The sequence below is a fragment of the Pseudomonas sp. HP_14 genome, assembly GCF_055283875.1.
Window position 1 is genome coordinate 116,835 of sequence record NZ_JBTOQI010000010.1, and the last position, 15,160, is coordinate 131,994.

Sequence of the window (15,160 nt, forward strand, 5' to 3'; positions counted from 1 at the left end):
GAAAATGTCAACTTGACCTGTAGGAGCTGCCGAAGGCTGCGATTGCGGTAGGCCAGGACGAATTCTTCGCAGCCTTCGGCAGGTCCTACAGGTAATGCATTTCAAGCCAGATCCTTGATCAGCGCCGCCCCGTCCGCGTACTGACATCCACCCACACCGCCAACACCAGAATGCTGCCTTTGACGATCATCTGCCAGTAGCTGTCCACGTCGAGCATGGACATGCCGTTGTCGAGGCTAGTGATGACCAGCGCCCCGAGGAGTGCGCCGTAAACGGTGCCGGAGCCGCCGCGCATGGAGGTGCCGCCGATGAAACAGGCAGCGATGGCGTCAAGTTCGCCCATGCTCCCGGCAGAGGGCGAACCCGCCGCCAGGCGTGCGGTATTGACCATGCCAGCAAGGGCGCACATCACGCCCATGATGCCGAATATCCACAGCTTCACGGCCTGCACGTTGATGCCTGACAGTCGCGTCGCTTCCATGTTGCTACCCACTGAATAGACCCGGCGGCCAAATACGGTCTGGGTGGTGACGTAGCTGAATACGCCGAGCAGAATCAGCAACAGCAGCACCGGCACGGGGATGCCGTCGTAGCTGTTGAGGGTCTGGACGAATCCGGCCAGCACCGCACCGATCAGCACCACACGCAAGATGTCTCGCACTAGTGAATGCGCAGCGAGGCCGTGGGCGGCGCGATTGCGGCGTTGTTTCCAGGTCAGATACAGCGTCAGTGCGAACAGTACGATGCCCAGCCCGGTGCCAACTGAATGCGGCAGATAGCCTTGCCCGACGTAAACCAGTTCCGGCGAGACCGGGGCGATGGTCGTGCCGCCGGTGATGCCCAGCAGAATGCCACGGAACGCCAACATGCCGCCCAGGCCGACGATGAACGACGGGATGCGCAGGTACGCCGTCATGTAGCCGTTGGCGAGGCCGATCATCAGCCCGCACAGCGCAACCAGGCTCAGGTTGGCCAGCAGCGGGATGTGATAGACCACGTCGAGAATGGCCGCCAGTCCACCCAGCAGCCCGAGCAACGAGCCCACCGACAAATCAATCTCGCCACTGATGATCACCAGCACCATGCCGCAGGCGAGAATGCCGGTAATCGACATCTGCCGCAGCAAGTTGGACAGGTTGCGCGGGGTCAGAAATCCACCGTCGGTTTGCCAACTGAAGAATAACCAGATGACCGCCACCGCGATGACCAGCGCGAGCATTTTGTAGCGTGTGAAGAGCTGTTTGACCTGATTCATCTACGCGGACTTCCGATCATTATTGTTGTTAGGGTCGGCAGTTTGGCTGAGTGCAGCGGCGAGTACCTGTTCCTGGGTCAGATCGTGATTGATGAAGTCACCGCGCAGTTGTCCTTCGCCAATGACCAGGACCCGGTCGGAGACGCCGAGCACCTCGGCCAGTTCCGAGGACACCATGATGATCGACACGCCTGCGGCCGCCAGCGCGCCCATCAGTTTGTAGATCTCGTATTTAGCGCCGACGTCGACGCCACGGGTGGGCTCATCGAGAATCAGCACGCGGGGTTGGGTCAGCAGCATTTTTGCCAGCACGGCTTTTTGCTGATTGCCGCCAGACAGGCTGGTGATCGGCAAGAACGGGCTCGCGGTCTTGAGGTGCATGCGCGAGATTTCCTTGTCGATGCTGTCCAGCTCGGCTTCGGCGTCAATGCGGGTCAGCCTGGAGTAGGAGTCCAGCACTGCGAGGGTAATATTCTGGCCGACTCCCAGATCGGGAATGATGCCTTGGCGCTTGCGGTCTTCGGGGACCATGCATAACCCGGCGTGGATCGATTTCAGTGGTGTGCGCGTGTCAATCTGCTTGCCGTCCAGCCAGACTTCGCCTTCGTGGCGGCCGGGGTAGGCGCCGAATAATGCCGAGACCAGTTCTGTGCGACCTGCGCCGACCAGCCCGGCAATACCAAGTATTTCGCCACGTTTGAGGGCGAATGAAATATCGTCGACCCGTTTGCGCTTCGGGTTGTCGACGTCGTAGCAGGTGATATGGCGCGCCTCGAAAATCACTTCGCCAATCTCATGAGGTTCGGTGGGGTAGAGGTTGCTCATTTCCCGTCCGACCATCTGGGTGATGATCTGCGCAATGTCCATGTCTGCCATCGCGGTGGTAGCAATGTGTTTGCCGTCACGGATAACCGATACGGTGTCACACACGGCGGCGACTTCATCCAGCTTGTGGGAGATGTAGACGCATGCAACGCCCTTGGACTTGAGGTCGCGGATGATATCCAGCAGTACCTCGATCTCAGAACGGGTCAAGGCTGACGAGGGTTCATCAAGGATCAACAGCCGCGCTTGCTTGTTCAGCGCCTTGGCGATTTCCACCAGTTGCTGATAGCCGCCGCCGTACTGGGAAACCGGCAGCGATACGTTCATGTCCGGGACTTTCAGTTCGCGCATCAGTGCTTCGGCACGGTGGGTCATAGCGGGGTAGTTCATGCGCCCGCCGAACAGCGTCAGCTCATGCCCCATGAAGATGTTCTCGGTCACCGAGAGGTCGGGCACCAGGGTCAACTCCTGATGGATGATGACGATCCCGGCCGCTTCGGTTTCGCTGATCGACTGTGCCTTGAGTGGCTGGCCGTCCCAGAGAATTTCTCCTTCCCAGGTACCGTGCGGGTAGACCGCCGAAAGCACTTTCATCAGCGTCGATTTACCTGCGCCATTCTCGCCGCACAGCCCTACGCATTCCCCGGGCCTGACCTTGATATCAATGCCATTGAGGGCTTTTACCCCATCGAAGGTTTTGACGATGCCATTCATTTGCAGCAAGAAGTCGGACATAGCGAATGCTCAAAGATAAGCGGGTGCAGGCAGAGACTGTTTCTGTAGGAGCTGCCGAAGGCTGCGATGGCGGTGTGTCAGGACGAGTGTCTTCGCAGCCTTCGGCAGCTCCTACAGAAATGCATTTCAATTCAAAGGAATGCATTTTTTGATCGGAGCGAGGTTTACGCTCAGATCACTTCCCCTCAATCTGCGCCTTGGTGTAAAACCCGTCCTTCTCCAGCAGATCAATGTTGTCCTTGGTCAGTGGTGTGGGCGTGAGCAGGATGGTGTCGACTTTTTTGCTGCCGTTGTCGTACTGCGAGCTGTAGGTGGGCTTCTCGTTGCGCGCCAGTTGCACCGAAAGCTTGGCGGCTTCGGTAGCGATGAGCTTCAGCGGTTTGTAAACGGTCATGGTTTGTGTGCCGCTGATCACGCGCTTGATCGCTGCCAGGTCGGCGTCCTGGCCTGAAATCGGCACCTTGCCAGCCAGTTTCTGTGCAGCCAGTGCCTGAATCGCGCCGCCTGCGGTGGCGTCGTTAGAGGCAACGATGCCGTCGATCTTGTTGTCGTTTCGGGTCAGGGCGTTTTCGACAATGCTCAGCGCTTCAGTCGGGTTCCACTCTTTGACCCATTGCTGGCCGACGATCTTGATATCGCCCTTGTCTATTGCGGGTTGCAAGATCTTCATCTGGCCCTCACGCAGCACTTTTGCGTTGTTGTCGGTCGGCGCGCCACCGAGCAAAAAGTAATTACCCTTGGGCGCGGCGTTCAACACGCCGCTGGCCTGCATCTCGCCGACCTTTTCGTTATCGAAGGAGATGTACGCGTCAATGTCAGCATTGAGAATCAGCCGGTCGTAAGACACGACCTTGATCCCGGCTTTCTTCGCCTCTGCAACAGCGTTGGTCAGTACCGTGGCATTGAACGGCACGATGACAATCACATCGACCCCGCGAGAAATAAGGTTCTCGATCTGCGAAATCTGTTTTTGCTCGTTGGCGTCGGCCGATTGTACGAAGACCTTGGCGTCCATTTTTTCCGCCGCCGCGACGAAGTAATCGCGATCGCGGGCCCAGCGCTCCAGGCGCAGGTCATCAATGGAGAATCCGATTTTTGGATGGGCAGGGTCGGCCATGGCCGGAATTGACAGCAGCGCGAGAGCGCCAACCAGTAGCGTGCGTTTAAAACTCTTCATAGTGGTGCGTCCTTTATTGTTGTTTTTAGAAGCGACTGCCTGACGATGAATATCGTGCTGGTAGAACTGTAGAGAGTCGCAAGGCACCGCGAGCACAGATTTGTCGCGCGAGTGTAACCGGATTGCGGTGCCCGTAGACCTCGATTTCGATCAGCGATAAATGAACTGGTTAACAACGTTTTCGAGCATTTCCTGCCTGCCGCTGACGGCTTGTGGATTCAGCTCTTTGGCGAAGGCATGTTCGGCCAGTGACTGAAGGCTGAACTCGCCTGCCAGCACCGACTTGCCCAACGGCTGCTGCCAGCCTGCGTAGCGCTGATCCTTGAATTGCTGAAGCCGGTCGTTCTGCAGCATGGCTGCTGCGCGTTCGAGAGACAGGGCGAGGACATCCATCGCTCCTACATGGCCGTGAAACAGATCGATTTCGTCAAGGCTTTGCCGACGCACCTTGGAGTCGAAGTTGAACCCGCCATTCTTGAATCCGCCCGCCTTGAGGATTTCATAAGTGGCCAGCGTCATCTCCTCGACACTGTTGGGGAACTGGTCGGTGTCCCAGCCGTTTTGCGGGTCACCGCGATTCGCGTCGATACTGCCAAAGATCCCCAGGGACGCAGCCGTCGCTATCTCATGATGGAAGCTATGACCGGCAAGGGTCGCGTGGTTGGCCTCGATGTTGACCTTGATCTCGTTTTCCAGGCCGTATTGCTGCAGGAAGCCAAATACGGTGGCGCTGTCGTAATCGTATTGGTGTTTGGTCGGCTCCTGGGGTTTGGGCTCGATCAGCAGGTCGCCTTTGAAATTGATCTGGTGTTTGTGCTCAACCACCATCTGCATGAAACGGCCCAGCTGTTCACGTTCACGTTTCAAGTCGGTGTTGAGCAGGGTTTCATAACCCTCGCGGCCACCCCACAGCACGTAGTTGGCGCCGCCTAGGCGCAGGGTCGCGTTCATGGCACTGAATACCTGAGCAGCGGCACAGGCAAAGACTTCCGGGTCCGGATTACTCGCAGCGCCAGCGGCAAAACGCGGGTTGCTGAAGCAGTTGGCAGTGCCCCACAACAGCTTTATTCCGCTTTGCTCCTGATGGCGCTCCAGATGGTCGATCATGTGCGCAAAGTTATTGCGGTACTCCTTGAGCGAGCTGCCTTCCGGGGCGACATCAGTGTCGTGAAAGCAGTAATAGTCGATCCCCAGCTTGGTAAAGAACTCGAACGCCGCCTCGGCTTTGCCCATCGCCACCTCCAGAGGATCGCCCGAATGCTGCCATGGGCGTTTGAAGGTGCCTGCGCCGAACACATCGGAGCCCGGCCAAACGAAGGTGTGCCAGTAGCAGGCAGCCATGCGCAGGTGCTCGCGCATTGGCTTGCCGAGGATGATTTTGTTCGCATCGTAGTGGCGAAAGGCGAGGGGCGAATCGCTGGCAGGGCCTTCGAAGCGAATTCGGTCGATAGCGGGGAAATATGGCATTCGCAATGTCCTTTTTGTTTTTATCGGTTCTTCTAATCGATTGCTCTTTTCAGTGCCTCGATACTAGCAACGGCCTTGTCGCTGCTGATTATGAAAATCATCAACACACAGTGCGATTTTGCGTATTGAGATTCTGCGTCTGCGCGCCTAGTCTGTTTCGATAACCTTGGCCAGGCCCAGGACAATAACAATGAAAACTGTACCGCCCGTTCACCGCGTTGCGCTGTTGTTCAATGGCAGCAAGATCTATGACCGCGGCATCATCAGCGGCATCGGCAACTACCTGAGCAGTACCCGCGCTTCCTGGGATCTATTTCTGGAGGAGGATTTTCTCTGCCGGTTGAAAGGTATCGAGCGTTGGCAAGGGGACGGGATCATTGCCGACTTTGATGACCCGATGATTGGCGAGGCGCTGGCCGGGATCAGGTTGCCAGTGGTTGCGGTGGGCGGCTCTTATCAGAACGAGGAGGACTATCCGCAAGGTATCCCTTACGTTGCCACCGATAATCAGGCCTTGATGACGCTGGCTTACGAACATCTCATTGACGCTGGTTTGACCCGTTTTGCCTGTTTCAGCCTGCCAGAAGCACAAGCCAATCGTTGGGCTCAGGAGCGTGAGAAGGCGTTTCGCAAATTGATGCAACGCGACGGTCTGCATGCTGAGATCTACCGTGGCATGGGCACCAGCGCGCCGCTTTGGGACAGTGCTGTTGAACAGCAGATTACCTGGCTGCAAAGCTTGCCCAAGCCTATCGGGATCATTGCCGTCAGTGATGCCCGGGCGCGGCAGTTGCTCCAGGCCTGCCTGACGGCCGGGATTGCCGTTCCGGAACAGGTGGCGCTGATTGGCATCGATAATGATCCGCTGACCCGCAGCTTGACGCGGGTCCCGCTGAGCTCCGTCAGCCAGGGCACAGAGACCATGGGGCGCACGTCGGCGCAGTTGCTGCACCAGATGCTGCACGGCATGCCCGCCAAGGGCACGCACATTCTGATCCCCCCGGATTCGATCAACGTACAGCTGTCGAGCCTGCACCAGCCATTAGGCGACCCTTATGTGATGCAGGCATTGTTGTTCATTCGCCAATACGCTTGCCAGGGCATCAAGACGGCGCAAGTCGCCGCTTATGTAGGGGTGTCGCGTTCAGCCCTGGAGTCGCACTTTCGTGACGCGCGCGGCTGCAGCGTGCATGACGAAATTCTGCGCTTCAAACTCACGGCGGCGGCCAATGGCCTGAAGAACACCGACTCGACCATTGCAGATACTGCCCGCAATTGCGGCTTCAAATCCGCGCAGTACCTGCATACGGTGTTCCGTCGCGAGTTTGGCTGCACGCCACTTGAGTATCGGCAGGAGGTGATTGTTTAGGAACATCGCCTGGCCGGTCCTGCGGGATTGCAGGTGAACATAGAATCCCCCACAAAAAACGCATTTTATTTATGTAGTTATATTTTTGACAGGAGCTGCCGAAGGCTGCGACAGCGGTGTGTCAGACACGCCGCCATCGCTGGCTTCGTGACTTCGGTGAGCTCCTACAGGCCCGATGTGTTCAGCCCTTTATTGAATATGTGGAACCTCATCAAGGCTTCGATACACCGCCAACCCCCGCTGCTGAGCCAGTTTAACTATCAGGTCCGCGCCCTCTGAAGGGCCGCCGATGCGCAATACGCCGTCACAGCGTTGCAGCAGCTTTTTTGCGTATTCATGGAAATGCTTCTGGAACACTTCGTCACCGATGCTTTTGGAACCCGCCAGTTGCACCAACGGTAACGCGACCCATTCGGCGACCATCGGGAAGTGCCCGGCACCCAGCAGTTCTGCGGCGGCTGCTTGCATGGCCTGCACATTGGCTTCCAGCAAGGCGGGGTCATCGCTGGTGCCCGAACGGTAAGGGCCTGCCACCAGAATCATCAGGCCGGAAGAGGGGGGCATGAGCTGTTTGATGTGCTGCAGAAGGATAATGGTTTTGCCATCCATGATCCGGCCGTCGTTTACCATTTCAAGCGCCACATCGAAGGGCAGTTCCAGCACTTCGATGTCCTCGCCTTCTTCGGCCAGTCCACCGCCGTCATTGATGCGATCTTCCGGCTGGTATTCCCCGACAAAGAAATGCAGGCGCTCAGTCACTGAGCCCGGGCTCATGAACGCGTCATAGATCTTGCGCACCGATTTGACCCGGTAACCGGTTTCCTCTTCGGCTTCCAGGCGGATTCGCTCTTCGGGACTGGCGTTATCCAGCAGGCCCGCAGCCGCTTCGATCAAGTAACCATCGTGCCCGTTGACGAAAGCCGGGATGCGAAATTGCCGAGTGAGAATAACCGTCCGTTTTGCCAGGTTGTAAAGCCCGATCGTGGCACCATTGCCCCTGTCGTATACCTCACGGGTAACTGCCTGCCAACTGCCGTCCCGACGTGGCATTTCGAACTTGATATTTTTCAGCAGATACCAGTTATCCGACAGCAGATGTTCGCCTGTGATTCGAACCTTGCGTGTATCCATGCGGGGCAGTCCTTTGTGGTCAGGTATTACGAACGGTGGTGTATTTGTCAGCTCCAGGGGCACATGGTATGTTCCGCGACCGACTGGATCTACGTGCAGTTCTGGACGCTTTTAACCCGTACAGCATGGGCGTAGGGTCACATTCAGTAGTGCATCGCTGATGAATTTTCCGAAAATTTCTCTATGGGTACTGTTTGGCCTATAAGTGAACGCTTCAGCGCGAAATCCATACGCTGACAAGTTTCATAGTTGCGCAACGGACAGTGCTATTCAAATGCCAAAAAATACTCCCACTCCTGACGCGGCTGCGCCTCCCAAGCGTCGCCACATCCCCAAAGGGGATATGCGCAAGCTGGAAATCATTCAGGCCGCCATGGTTATTTTTGCCAGGGATGGATTTGCGGGCGCGACGCTGACCAACGTTGCCAAGGTCGCGGGCATATCGCAAGTCGGGTTGCTACATCACTTTCCCAACAAGCTCGCGCTGTTGCACGCCGTGCTGCAGCATCGGGATCAATACATCGCCACCCGTTTACAGGAAGCTGATGAGGTGGCGTCGCTGGACGGGTTTTTAGCGTTTTTGCAGTTCATCATGAGGTTCAGTACCGAGGACGCTGCTGTCAGTCAGGCGCTGATGATCATCAACACGGAAAGCCTGTCCGTGACTCACCCGGCCAACCGGTGGTTCAGCGAACGCTTTGAGATTGTGCACGGCCACATCAAAGCTCAACTCAATCTGCTGATCGAGGCGGGCGAAATTCGTGCGGACACCGATGTGAAGCAGGTCAGCCTTGAGATTGCGTCGATGATGGACGGAATGCAGATTCAATGGCTACGCTCCCCCGATTACGTTCCGGTTGAACGTGCTTTTGCGAGGTTTCTCGAGCGTCTGGCTTCGGACCTCAAACCGACCGGACTCGTCAGAGAACGACCGCTTGATAGTCAGTGATCGGTGGCTGTAGCAGCCACCGATCACGCTCTGTGCAGGCTGACTTAGTAAGCCTGTTCCGGCTTGACTTGAACTGCGTTGCGCAGCGGAATCGGGAGAGGGTTGGATTCACGCGTCGACAATTTCTCGCCATACAGCGCGACGACGGTGCGGTTCAGTGCCAGGTTTTCCGAATCCTTGCCCACCAGAACCTTGAACTTGCCCGGGTCTACGATCCAGCTCACAGCGTCAGGCGAATAGTAGGCGAACGAGCGGGAGTCCAGCGGAATCGTAACGGTTTTGCTTTCGCCCGGCTTCAGGTAGACCTTGGAGAAGCCCTTCAGCTCTTTTTCCGGACGATCAACTTGCGGCTTTGAAGGCTGCACGTACAACTGAGCGACTTCGAAACCAGGCTTGTCGCCTGTGTTGGTCACGGTGAACGTGGCCTTGATGGTTGCCCCAGGTGCAAGCACGTTGCTCGACAGCTTCAGGTCGCTGTATTGGTATGTCGTGTAAGACATCCCGAAACCGAACGGGTAGAGCGGCTTCGCATGGTTCTTGTCGTAACCGCGATAGCCCAGATACAGGCCTTCGCTGTAGGTCATTTCAGTCGGCGGTTTAGGGCTGCTGAAGTAGTACGGAGCCGGATCGGAGTACGAGGCGAAGCTCGGGTTGTCCTGCACTTTCTTGTCCAGCGTGATAGGCAGCTTGCCCGAAGGGTTGACCTTACCGTACAGGATTTCCGCCAGTGCCTGACCGCCTTGCTGACCCGGGAACCACGCGTGCAGGGAAGCCGCGACCTTGGTTGCCCACGGTTGCATATCCATACCGCCGCCGCCGTGCATCACGACGATGGTTTTCGGGTTGGCTCTCTGCACGAAGCTGATCATCTCGGACTGAAATTGCGGCAGTTCGAAGGGGTGATCAAGGGACTCGCCTTCGTATTCGAAGTTGCTGCCCGCTGCCACCACGACTGCGTCATAGTCAGCCAGATTGGTCGGTGGACGCAGCGACGCCCAGCTCAATTGCACGCCATTCATGCCGCCCAGCACCGGGGTGTAATTGCCTTTGAGTCGACGATATTCCAGGCGCACGTTGTACTCGGTGCCGGCTTTCAGCGCGACAGTTTTGACGGTACGTGGCACCACAGGAATCAGGTCGAATGAAACCTGCTTGTCTTCATGCTCAACCACCAGCTCGTCGTTGATCCAGAGCTTGTAAGCACCATCGGCACGGACTTTGAAGACGTGCGGGCCGGTGATGGTAGGTTTGATCTTGCTGGTGAAGCGAGCCGAGAACGCGCCCGGTGCCGGGTTGTAACCGGTTACCGCGCTGGTGCCGCTGTCGGTTACGTTGGTGTTTGTGATCCAGCTCAGGTTGAGGCCTGGCTCGATGCTGGTTGCAACAGGATCGCCGGACAATGTGGTGTTAGCGTAGTACTCGGCTTTCACACCCGTGTTGCTGATGGCTTCCTTGCCTTTGCCTTTACCCGTACCCGGCTGATACCAGACCGACGATTTAGGATCGAGGCTCATCTGCGGCAGGTAATCGACATTACTGGTGCTCGACGCCAGCTGCTTGAGGCCGCTGAGTTCAGTCACGTAGCTGGCAGGCGCTGAGTAAGCGGTGCCGAATGGCGCAGTCGGTGGCTGCATTGCCAGGTCGCCGATGACAGCGATCTTTGCCGTTTTCGGCAGTGGCAGCAGAGGTTTCTGCCCATCCACAGGTTCGTTGCGCAGGAGCACAATCGACTCCCTAGCGACGTTCAGCGCAGCCAGTTGGCCGTACTCGCGGTGCTCGAGAGGCTGGGCCTTGTTGATGCCCTTGTCAAAGCCGTAGCTGACCAGTGCCCTGAGATTCCTGCGGACTTTGTCGTCGATGACGCTTTGATGCAGTTGGCCGTTCCAGACATAGGGCAGCAACTTGGCTTCAGTGAATTGCAGGCCGCTCGGCATGTCGATATCGGTGCCAGCCCAGGCGCCTTTGAATGCGTCCTGCACCGAGTTGAAGTCGCTCATCACGTTGCCCTGGAAGCCCCACTGGCCTTTCAGAATGTCAGTGATCAGGTGATGATTCTCACAGGCATATTCGCCATTGATCTTGTTGTAACCGCACATGATCGAGGCAATATTCGAGTTCTTGACCAGCGATTCGAAGCCGGGCAGATACAGCTCCTGCATGGCGCGCTCGTCAATTTTGACGTCCAGATAGTGCCGGTTCGCCTCTTGCTCGTTCATCAGGTAATGCTTGGCGGCAGCCTGAATCCCCTGGACCTGGATACCGTTGGTGACGGCCGGAGCCAACACTGCGCCGAGGAATGGATCTTCACCACTCATGTACTCGGCGGAGCGCCCGTTGAACGGGGTGCGATAGAGGTTGATGGCCGGAGACAGCATTTGCTGACCGCCAGCTATCCGGGTTTCGTAGCCAATCGCCAGACCGAATTCCTTGGCCCGGTTGATGCTCCAGGTCGCGGCCAATGCCGACGGTGACGGGTACTGCGCACCGAATGTCTTGCCGCCGACCAGTACGCCCATGGCCGAGTCGTAGGCGACGGTGCCTTGCAGGTTGAATTTGTCCAGCTTGGGAATCATGCGGCCGTCATCGACGCGCGAGAAGTTGATTTTTTCCGACTGGGTCATGTTGTCGAGCATCGCGCCAACCCGCGCTTCGACCTCATTGCCCGTCATCGGGGTGACAGCCATTACGGTGCCTGCCTGAGCAATGCTCAACGCAAGCAGACTCAGGCCTAAGCCTTGTTTGATCATGGACATGGAGCTACTCCTGAATTCGTTCGATAGGGTGTGTGCTGCGTATCAAACGAAGACTCATTTCTCTTCGTCGGTCGTTGGGGCGTCGTCGGTCACGACCGGGGCGTCCAGCACCGTCTGCGCGCCTGTCGACTGGCTTTTTGTGGCACTTTCGGCGCCAGTGATCTGCTCGCGTTTGGCCTCGACTTCCACGCGCACATCACTCGATGTCGACGGCAGGGGATTTTTGTTTTCGGCGGCTGATACAGAAAGTGTGGTGAGGCCCATCAGAAAAATGGCAGCAAGAGGCAGCAAGCTTCTAGCCATCGGGAGAATCTCCAAATAGAAGTGGGTAACAAAGAAGTGTCAGCGCGTGGAGGTTTACTACAGGCTGCAGACAGTAAGTCAGTAGTGTGAGCTTAAAGTTCTGTGGCGGCAAAGATAGAAGGGTTATATATTTTTATATTTTATCTTGGTGTTCTTGATTTTTTTAATTTTATTGAATTTTTATTGTTTTTATATAAATTTAATTGGTTTTTTATTCTAAGGATTTACATTTTTTAGCTATAAAAAATCTTTCATAAAAACAGAGTGATGGCTCTGTTTTGGCGATGTTAAAGTGATCTGGTCAGGGGGGTTATCCCCTTAATGTCGCGCTGTCTAGAGAATGTGCGTGCCACGCTGCTCATTCCAAAAGGCGAGAAAACTCACGGTGTGAACAAGTGCGGTTGTTCAGGCTAATGTACCCAGAGGTTTATCGGTGACATCCCAAGCCAGTTCCTTTTTGTTTCATGAGTCTGGAGTAAACCCAAGGCTCACAGACGCTCTTGCGGTAGATCTGGCGATTTTAGACGCGGTCTGGCTACTCACCGAGGGAAAGCCTAGCGGGGGCAAACCACGAAAACTGACGTGCGGGCAGATATACATGCAGTTGGTGCGTCGTCAGCCAAGCGTTCCGTCTATCGTGCGCTGTGTGTTGGCGATCGATGTGCTCGTGAGCGAAGGGCTGTTGGTGTCGGAGAGAGTGCTGGAGGAGGACCCTGCTTTTCCTTACACCCTACACATCATCCGCGGGCTGACCGAGATTGGCACCGCATGCCTGGTGACCAGCGATGCCGTTCACAGCAGCGGGCAACCTGTGCGACTTTGATTCGCATGGACGCTTATCAAGATGTAGAAGTGCAATAGCAGATGCGCGTTAAAGTCATCAACTTGTCACTTGCAGTCATTGAGCCGGTCGCGAAGCTCGTCTTTACTGTTGCCCAATGAACAGGCCACCAAGGCCTGAATAATTGACGGCTGCCCCAGGCGGTCGCATCCCGTGACAGTTCGATGGAGTTTCTATGGCCGCCGCTCATTACCCGCACCTGCTGGCCCCGCTGGATCTGGGCTTTACCACCTTGCGCAACCGCACCCTGATGGGTTCGATGCACACCGGTCTGGAAGAAAAGCCCGGCGGTTTTGAGCGTATGGCGGCGTATTTTGCCGAGCGGGCAACGGGCGGTGTCGGGCTGATGGTGACGGGTGGGATTGCGCCTAATGAAGAAGGCGGCGTTTACACCGGTGCGGCCAAGCTGACCACGGTTGAAGAGGCTGAGCAGCATCGCGTGGTGACTCAGGCGGTGCATGCTGCGGGTGGCAAGATTTGTCTGCAAATCCTGCATGCCGGACGTTATGCCTATAGCAAGAATCAGGTTGCCCCAAGCGCCATTCAGGCGCCCATCAATCCCTTCAAACCCCGCGAGCTGGACGAAGAAGGCATCGAAAAGCAGATTTCCGATTTCGTCACCTGCTCGACGCTGGCCCAACGTGCCGGTTACGACGGCGTTGAAATCATGGGGTCTGAAGGTTATTTCATTAACCAGTTTCTCGCGGCTCACACCAACCATCGCACTGATCGCTGGGGTGGCAGCTACGAAAACCGCATGCGTCTGCCGGTGGAAATCGTTCGGCGGGTTCGCGAAGCCGTTGGCGCCGAGTTCATCATTATCTTTCGCCTGTCGATGCTCGATCTGGTGGAAGGCGGCAGTACCTGGGAAGAGATCGTGCAATTGGCTCAGGCCATTGAGCAGGCCGGGGCGACGATTATCAATACCGGTATCGGCTGGCATGAAGCGCGGATCCCGACCATCGCGACCAAGGTGCCGCGTGCCGCATTCAGTAAAGTCACTGCCAAACTGCGCGGCTCGGTAGGCATTCCGCTGATCACCACCAATCGCATCAATACACCGGAAATCGCCGAGCAGATTCTCAGCGAAGGCGACGCCGACATGGTCTCCATGGCCCGGCCTTTTCTGGCGGACCCAGAGTTCGTCAACAAGGCTGCTGCGGGGCGGGCTGATGAGATCAATACCTGCATCGGCTGTAATCAGGCCTGTCTGGACCATACGTTTGGCGGCAAGCTGACCAGTTGCCTGGTTAATCCGCGGGCCTGTCATGAGACCGAGCTGAATTACATCCCGACGCGCCAGAGCAAGAAAATCGCCGTGATTGGCGCTGGCCCTGCTGGTCTGGCGGCCGCCACGGTTGCCGCTGAGCGCGGCCATCAGGTGACCTTGTTCGATTCGGCCGCAGAAATTGGCGGCCAGTTCAATATCGCCAAGCGCGTGCCGGGCAAGGAAGAGTTCTACGAAACCTTGCGTTACTTCGCGCGCAAGCTGCAGACCACTGGCGTCGACGTGCGGCTCAACACTCGTGTTGCTGTCGAAGACTTGCGCGGCGCGGGTTACGACGAGGTCATCCTCGCGACTGGCATCGCGCCACGTACCCCGGCGATACCCGGTATCGAACATCCCAAAGTGTTGAGCTATCTGGATGTGATCCTGCAGCGCAAGCCAGTGGGCGCCAGCGTTGCGGTGATTGGCGCGGGCGGTATCGGTTTTGATGTCTCGGAGTTTCTGGTGCATCAGGGCATTTCCACCAGCCTGGACCGCACGGCTTTCTGGAAGGAGTGGGGTATTGATACTGCCCTGGAAGCACGCGGCGGTGTAGTGGGGATCAAACCTGAGTTGCACGCCCCGGCGCGTCAGGTGTTCCTGTTACAGCGCAAGGCTTCCAAGGTGGGTGATGGTCTGGGGAAAACCACCGGCTGGATCCACCGCACCGGCCTGAAGAACAAGCAGGTGCAGATGCTCAACAGCGTTGAATACCTGCGGATCGACGATGCTGGCCTGCACATTCGGATTGGTGAAGGTGAAGAGAGGGTGTTGGAGGTGAACAACATCGTGATCTGTGCCGGGCAGGATCCACTGCGAGAACTGTATGACGGGCTGGTCGAGACCGGGCAGAGCGTGCACCTGATCGGCGGCGCGGACGTCGCTGCCGAGCTGGATGCGAAGCGGGCGATTGACCAGGGTTCGAGGTTGGCGGCGGGGTTGTAGGGTTTTCCTGGGGAACGCAATTCTTGTGGGAGCGGGGGGTGGGCGCGCGGGAGTGTACACGGGGGGAACAAAGCCCCCGGGGGAGGGGATAGACGGGCAAGCGCGCACACCCACCGGGTGTTGGATTATAGTTTTATATAACA

General features: G+C 57.0%; 11 protein-coding genes. 4 read left to right on the forward strand and 7 right to left on the reverse strand.

Annotation, left to right across the window (positions count from 1 at the left end):
• Nucleotides 1-118: 118 nt before the first annotated feature.
• From ACYASS_RS09510 to xylA, 4 genes are all read right to left on the reverse strand, one after another.
• Nucleotides 119-1,255, reverse strand: coding sequence for a sugar ABC transporter permease (locus ACYASS_RS09510; protein WP_463585946.1), 1,137 nt, complete (start codon nucleotides 1,253-1,255; stop codon nucleotides 119-121).
• Nucleotides 1,256-2,815 carry a D-xylose ABC transporter ATP-binding protein gene (gene xylG / locus ACYASS_RS09515; protein WP_463585947.1) on the reverse strand — a complete coding sequence of 520 codons (1,560 nt, stop codon included), beginning with the start codon at nucleotides 2,813-2,815 and terminating at the stop codon, nucleotides 1,256-1,258.
• Nucleotides 2,816-2,990: 175 nt separating this feature from the next.
• Nucleotides 2,991-3,992, reverse strand: a complete 1,002-nt coding sequence (gene xylF / locus ACYASS_RS09520) for a D-xylose ABC transporter substrate-binding protein (RefSeq protein ID WP_463585948.1) — start codon at nucleotides 3,990-3,992, stop codon at nucleotides 2,991-2,993.
• A 150-nt stretch (nucleotides 3,993-4,142) separates the two neighbouring features.
• Nucleotides 4,143-5,459 (reverse strand): xylose isomerase, encoded by a 1,317-nt coding sequence (gene xylA / locus ACYASS_RS09525; RefSeq protein ID WP_463585949.1) that lies wholly within the window; start codon nucleotides 5,457-5,459, stop codon nucleotides 4,143-4,145.
• A gap of 190 nt (nucleotides 5,460-5,649) precedes the next feature.
• On the opposite strand from xylA, the gene ACYASS_RS09530 reads away from it, so the two are divergent.
• Nucleotides 5,650-6,828: a XylR family transcriptional regulator gene (locus ACYASS_RS09530; RefSeq protein WP_463585950.1), complete on the forward strand. Its 1,179-nt coding sequence runs from the start codon at nucleotides 5,650-5,652 to the stop codon at nucleotides 6,826-6,828.
• A 189-nt stretch (nucleotides 6,829-7,017) separates the two neighbouring features.
• On the opposite strand, the gene ACYASS_RS09535 is transcribed toward ACYASS_RS09530, so the two are convergent.
• Nucleotides 7,018-7,959 carry an ADP-ribose pyrophosphatase gene (locus tag ACYASS_RS09535; RefSeq protein ID WP_463585951.1) on the reverse strand — a complete coding sequence of 314 codons (942 nt, stop codon included), beginning with the start codon at nucleotides 7,957-7,959 and terminating at the stop codon, nucleotides 7,018-7,020.
• 274 nt (nucleotides 7,960-8,233) lie between these two features.
• Between ACYASS_RS09535 and ACYASS_RS09540 the strand changes: the two genes are divergently transcribed.
• The gene (locus tag ACYASS_RS09540) at nucleotides 8,234-8,908 is read left to right on the forward strand and encodes a TetR/AcrR family transcriptional regulator (RefSeq protein WP_463585952.1); all 675 of its coding nucleotides are present in this window, start codon (nucleotides 8,234-8,236) and stop codon (nucleotides 8,906-8,908) included.
• Between the two features lie 44 nt (nucleotides 8,909-8,952).
• Here ACYASS_RS09540 and ACYASS_RS09545 read toward each other — a convergent pair whose 3' ends face one another.
• Nucleotides 8,953-11,655 carry a beta-glucosidase gene (locus ACYASS_RS09545; protein ID WP_463585958.1) on the reverse strand — a complete coding sequence of 901 codons (2,703 nt, stop codon included), beginning with the start codon at nucleotides 11,653-11,655 and terminating at the stop codon, nucleotides 8,953-8,955.
• Between the two features lie 60 nt (nucleotides 11,656-11,715).
• Nucleotides 11,716-11,964 carry a hypothetical protein gene (locus ACYASS_RS09550; protein ID WP_255877610.1) on the reverse strand — a complete coding sequence of 83 codons (249 nt, stop codon included), beginning with the start codon at nucleotides 11,962-11,964 and terminating at the stop codon, nucleotides 11,716-11,718.
• A 598-nt stretch (nucleotides 11,965-12,562) separates the two neighbouring features.
• Between ACYASS_RS09550 and ACYASS_RS09555 the strand changes: the two genes are divergently transcribed.
• Together ACYASS_RS09555 and ACYASS_RS09560 are read left to right on the forward strand one after the other, a co-directional pair.
• Nucleotides 12,563-12,787 (forward strand): hypothetical protein, encoded by a 225-nt coding sequence (locus ACYASS_RS09555; protein WP_463585953.1) that lies wholly within the window; start codon nucleotides 12,563-12,565, stop codon nucleotides 12,785-12,787.
• A gap of 193 nt (nucleotides 12,788-12,980) precedes the next feature.
• The gene (locus ACYASS_RS09560; protein WP_463585954.1) at nucleotides 12,981-15,017 is read left to right on the forward strand and encodes an oxidoreductase; all 2,037 of its coding nucleotides are present in this window, start codon (nucleotides 12,981-12,983) and stop codon (nucleotides 15,015-15,017) included.
• The last annotated feature ends 143 nt before the right edge of the window (nucleotides 15,018-15,160 follow it).

Coding starts and splice junctions, on each gene's coding strand:
- ACYASS_RS09550 (WP_255877610.1), bottom strand. CDS start 11,964: ATGGCTAGAAGCTTGCTGCCTCTTGCTGCCATTTTTCTGATGGGCCTC.
- ACYASS_RS09535 (WP_463585951.1), bottom strand. CDS start 7,959: ATGGATACACGCAAGGTTCGAATCACAGGCGAACATCTGCTGTCGGAT.
- xylF (WP_463585948.1), bottom strand. CDS start 3,992: ATGAAGAGTTTTAAACGCACGCTACTGGTTGGCGCTCTCGCGCTGCTG.
- ACYASS_RS09540 (WP_463585952.1), top strand. CDS start 8,234: ATGCCAAAAAATACTCCCACTCCTGACGCGGCTGCGCCTCCCAAGCGT.
- ACYASS_RS09555 (WP_463585953.1), top strand. CDS start 12,563: ATGCAGTTGGTGCGTCGTCAGCCAAGCGTTCCGTCTATCGTGCGCTGT.
- ACYASS_RS09560 (WP_463585954.1), top strand. CDS start 12,981: ATGGCCGCCGCTCATTACCCGCACCTGCTGGCCCCGCTGGATCTGGGC.
- ACYASS_RS09530 (WP_463585950.1), top strand. CDS start 5,650: ATGAAAACTGTACCGCCCGTTCACCGCGTTGCGCTGTTGTTCAATGGC.
- xylG (WP_463585947.1), bottom strand. CDS start 2,815: ATGTCCGACTTCTTGCTGCAAATGAATGGCATCGTCAAAACCTTCGAT.
- xylA (WP_463585949.1), bottom strand. CDS start 5,459: ATGCCATATTTCCCCGCTATCGACCGAATTCGCTTCGAAGGCCCTGCC.
- ACYASS_RS09545 (WP_463585958.1), bottom strand. CDS start 11,655: ATGATCAAACAAGGCTTAGGCCTGAGTCTGCTTGCGTTGAGCATTGCT.
- ACYASS_RS09510 (WP_463585946.1), bottom strand. CDS start 1,255: ATGAATCAGGTCAAACAGCTCTTCACACGCTACAAAATGCTCGCGCTG.